This window comes from Nevskia soli (assembly GCF_903970205.1).
In the GTDB taxonomy this organism is placed as follows: Bacteria; Acidobacteriota; Terriglobia; order Bryobacterales; family Bryobacteraceae; genus Bog-113.
This window is the reverse complement of record NZ_CAJCHS010000214.1, coordinates 1-4,213: the sequence shown is the minus strand read 5'-3', so window position 1 is coordinate 4,213 and position 4,213 is coordinate 1. Positions and strand designations below refer to the sequence as shown.

Here is a 4,213-nt window from a genome sequence, read left to right as displayed (position 1 = left end):
ACACGAGCACGCGTCGATGCCCCACGGATGAGCGGCGAGAATCGCATCCGCGACGTTGTGTTCGTTCAAACCTCCGGCGAGGATCACCGGCTTTGTTACCGAGCGGGCGAGTGACCAGTCGAACGCGCGGCCGGATGACGGGCCGTCGAGCAGCAGCGCCTCAACGGGGAAACGATCGAACGCCGGATCGATGAGATCGCGCACGCGCACCGCTTTCCAAACAGCCACTCGCCGTGGAATGTCGGAAGCATGCTCGTGACCGTGCAGCTGTGCGACATCCAGCTTCAGCCGGGAACACACCGCTTCTACTTCCGCAGCGGGGCGATCGACGAAGACGCCGACCTTACGAACGCTCGTTGGGAATTCGCCGATCCAGTCCGCCAGATCGTCCTGCGCGATGTAACGCGGACTCGGCGGATGAAAGATAAATCCCAGCGCCGTAGCGCCGTAAGCGACCGCGGCGTGCCCGTCATCCGGATTGGTGATGCCACATATCTTAATCAACACGTAATTCTCTTAACATCGCCGCGGGATCGGGCGCGCGCATCAGATGCTCACCAACCAGGAACGCGTGATAGCCTGCGTCGGTCAACAGCTTCACCTGTGCGCGTTCATGGATGCCGCTCTCGCTGACGCGAATGACATTCGCCGGCATTTCCGTTGCAAGCTCAAGCGATGTTTCAAGGCGCACCTCAAACGTCTTCAAATCGCGATTGTTGACTCCGATAATTGCGGCGCCCGAATCGATCGCTTTCTCCAGTTCCTCGGAATCGTGAACTTCCACCAGAGCCGCCAGCAGAAACTGAGCCGCATATTCGCGAAATCGCTGCAACTCGCGCTCGGTGAGCACGGCGGCGATTAACAGAATTGCATCGGCTCCATGCGCCGCCGCTTCGGCGATTTGGATTTCGTCGATCGTGAAATCCTTGCGCAGAACCGGCAGGTTTACAGAACTGCGAGCGGTTTCGAGATGTTCGATGCTGCCGCCGAAAAAGTCCTGATCGGTTAAAACCGAGATCGCAGCGGCGCCGCCTTCGCTGTAAAGGCGCGCCATGCGATCCGGCTCGAACGCCGCAGCAAACAAACCCTTGGATGGCGAACGCTGCTTGATCTCCGCGATGATCGCCGGTTTCGAACGGCGCAACGCTCCGGCAAAAGGACGACGCTGCAACACGCGCGCTTCGCCTCTCAACTCAAGCGCTTCGCGAGGCGTCTGGATCGCGCGAACTTCCTGGCGCTTTCGCTCCAGAATGCGGCACAATACGTCGGGGATCGCCGAGGTCAAGTCTCAGCGTAACAATCTATTCGGCCGGTTTGTCGGCGGGCTCGGGCTCTGGGTGCGGATGCGTGGTCTTAGCGACGATCGTACCCATCGTGGAACCGACCGTCTCCGCCACGGCAGCAAGAGGCCCGCGCACGGGACGTTCACCGGATTCGGTCTCCGCGGTGGGAGCTTCCGTCGCTGCACCTTGCCCAGGCGCGGTCGTTACTAACGACTGCAGCAGCTCCGTGCGCAAACGCCGTCTGATCTTCGCTTTGCGCAGCCGGTGAAAGCGCGACTTATCTCCATTACGGGCGGACATGACCCTTCCAGCCTAGCAACTTACTCCGGACGGCCGTAATTCAAGACGCGCGAAGGTCTCCATCCGGCAGCCTCAAAACGCTCCGGGGCAAACGAAAACAGCACATCCGGATCATCCGCTTCCGGCTCCGGCACAACAGCAAATCGCGCCGCCTCGGCCAACGTGAGTTCGTGCAGAATCTGGAACGCGTCCACCTGATCCGGGAATCCCAAATCGCGGGTCTGCGTCTGAAAACGGATGTGCACGGGCTGCGTACTGAGCGACCACACCAGCCACGCGCAGCATTCAATCGCGCGCTCGAACGCCTCGCCCGCATCCGCCTGTAAGTCGAAAAAGATGTACAGCGTCGACCGGTCTTCGCGCGCGAACTCGCGGACCTGCAGCTCTCCGGTGTGCGCGGAACTCCTCCAATCCAGATGGCGCGCGCTCTCATAAACTTCGTACGGACGAAGCCGGTAGAAATCCGCGCTCTGTCCGCGCTGCTCGCGTTCGACGTCGCCGCGCAATTCCGCCATCAGCTCTTCGCCGATCGGCGTGGGCTCCAGCGCGGGGTAAACGATCACCTCGCTCTTGATCGAAACCGACGCCCGCCGCTCCACAAAACCGAATGGGAACCGCGTCGAGAGCACAAACAGGTTCTCCCGGTGGACGCCGCGTTTCGGAAACACCGCCGGCGCGTGAGCCAACAGCGTCGACCTCCCCGGCACGATCGGGAACACGATCTCACGCTGCAGGATATTGGGAAACTGCGGTTGGCCGGCCAGTTGGATGGCGAAGGATGGAAACCACTTCATATTGCGCAGGCGGATGCGCGCGGTGACCGGTTGCCGCGCGGCTAAGTGTTCGGGGAGATTGAGTTCCAGTTCGAGTCCAGCAAGCGACAGGCGGCTCGCGAACCCGGAAATCAGCAGCGTGGCGAGCATCGCCGCAAGGATGAGAAAGAGCAGATTATTCGCGGAAGCGATGGCGCCCGCGCCCACAATCGCCAGAGCCGCGGCGAACAGATAACCGGACGGCGTGACGCGATAGCGGAGGCGGCGATAAAATCCGGCGGCGATTCGCGCAATGAACCCGCGCCGCGGCCCGCGCGGCATTAGTGATGGTGACCGTGGTGCTGGTGTTCATGAGCCGCTTGCCGCATCATCGACTCGTGGGCCGCACAAACGTCATCGGCAGGCGAACAGTTCAGATGTTCGAACTGTAAGGTCGAATGCAGGATGCCGAACCGCTCGGCAAGCATGGTTTGAATCCCCTGCAAAATCGCCCGGCTCGCCGATGGCGGAACGTCTTCAATCAGCACATGGCAGCACAGCGCGCGCGAACGCGAGCCGAGGCTCCAGACATGCAGGTCGTGGATATCGATCACGCCGTCCACCACGCGCAGCGCGTCTTTCACCGACGAAAGCGCCATCCCGCGCGGCAGCGCCTCCAGCAGAATGTTCAGCGAGTCGCTCACGATGCCCCATGCGGACCAGACGATCAGCGCCGCGATCGCGATCGATAACGCCGGATCGATCCAACTCCAGCCGGTGAACCGGAGCGCGACGGCGCCGAGCACGATAGCCGCCGATCCGACGAGATCGCCCAACATGTGTACGAGCGCGCTGCGCAGATTGAGATCCTCGCGATCGGAGCCGCGCAGCCCCAGAACAATCGAGCCGTTCAGAACGATGCCGCCGAGCGCGGTGACCGCCATAATCAGCGTGTTCACCGGCGTTGGATGGAACAGGCGCACGGCGGCCTCGTAGAAGATCCACACCGAGATGCAAATCAACGTGACGGCGTTAATCAGCGCGGTCAGCACTCCGGCGCGCTGATAGCCGAACGTCTTGCGTTCATCGGGCGGCCGCGCTTCCTGGCGTAATCCGAACCAGGCGAGCAGCAGGGCGAGCGCATCGGTCGCGTTGTGGCCGGCGTCCGACAGCAATGCGAGACTGCCGCCGCGAATCCCGGCAAACACTTCGAGGACGACGAAGATGACGGTCGCGGCGAGCGACCAGTTCAGGATGCGTCCGGTGTGGTGGTGATGATGCGCGTGCGAGTGCACTTTCTTCTATTCTAAGGGTTTTTCTGGAACGCCGTTTTCTGGAACGCCGTTTTCTGGAACGCGACGGCGGGTCCGGTCGTAGCATCTGATAACTGTGCTAAGACGAACCTTGGTTGGGAGCGGGTTGGGCGTTGCGGGAATGGCGGCCGCGGCGTACAAGATGGCCCCGCAATTCTTCAGTCGCGTCTCCGAAGACTTGAAACGCCCCGTGCTCGCGGCGCCGAATCATCCGAACGTAGCGGACTGGCCTGCGGCCGGATTGCACGCCGCTTGGCTCGGGCATAGCACAACGTGGATCAATGTCGACGGTTTCACCATATTGACGGACCCGGTGTTTAGCGAGCGCATCGGGCTGAACGTGGGTCCGGTGACCCTCGGGATCAAGCGGCTCGTCAAACCCGGGCTGTTCATGCGCGAGCTTCCGCGGCCCGACCTGATTCTGCTCTCCCATGCGCATATGGATCACTTCGATATTCCGAGCTTGCGCAGACTGGAAGATTCGGGGTCCTCCGTTGTGACGGCCGTGAAGACGAGTGACTTACTACGCGTCGAGCGGTACGGGAAAGTTCAGGAAGTCGCGTGG

General features: G+C 61.7%; 6 protein-coding genes. 1 reads left to right on the top strand and 5 read right to left on the bottom strand.

Going from position 1 to position 4,213, the window contains the following annotated elements; genetic code table 11:
* The 5 genes from H1Y01_RS09645 to H1Y01_RS09625 all read right to left on the bottom strand — a co-directional run.
* On the bottom strand, positions 1-504 hold a 504-nt coding region (locus H1Y01_RS09645), incomplete at its 3' end, for a phosphoribosylanthranilate isomerase (RefSeq protein WP_180540269.1).
* A complete protein-coding gene (gene trpC, locus H1Y01_RS09640; protein ID WP_180540267.1) occupies positions 497-1,285 on the bottom strand; it encodes an indole-3-glycerol phosphate synthase TrpC in 789 nt (262 codons plus the stop codon). The genes H1Y01_RS09645 and trpC, both read right to left, overlap by 8 nt.
* 16 nt (positions 1,286-1,301) lie before the next feature.
* Positions 1,302-1,583, bottom strand: coding sequence for a hypothetical protein (locus tag H1Y01_RS09635; RefSeq protein WP_180540265.1), 282 nt, complete (start codon positions 1,581-1,583; stop codon positions 1,302-1,304).
* A gap of 20 nt (positions 1,584-1,603) precedes the next feature.
* A complete protein-coding gene (locus H1Y01_RS09630; RefSeq protein WP_180540263.1) occupies positions 1,604-2,677 on the bottom strand; it encodes a DUF58 domain-containing protein in 1,074 nt (357 codons plus the stop codon).
* Positions 2,677-3,630, bottom strand: coding sequence for a cation diffusion facilitator family transporter (locus H1Y01_RS09625; RefSeq protein WP_180540261.1), 954 nt, complete (start codon positions 3,628-3,630; stop codon positions 2,677-2,679). The genes H1Y01_RS09630 and H1Y01_RS09625 overlap by 1 nt, the downstream gene beginning before the upstream one ends.
* 94 nt (positions 3,631-3,724) lie before the next feature.
* Here H1Y01_RS09625 and H1Y01_RS09620 point away from each other — a divergent pair.
* A partial coding sequence (locus H1Y01_RS09620; protein ID WP_219341421.1) for an MBL fold metallo-hydrolase occupies positions 3,725-4,213 on the top strand: 489 nt, incomplete at its 3' end.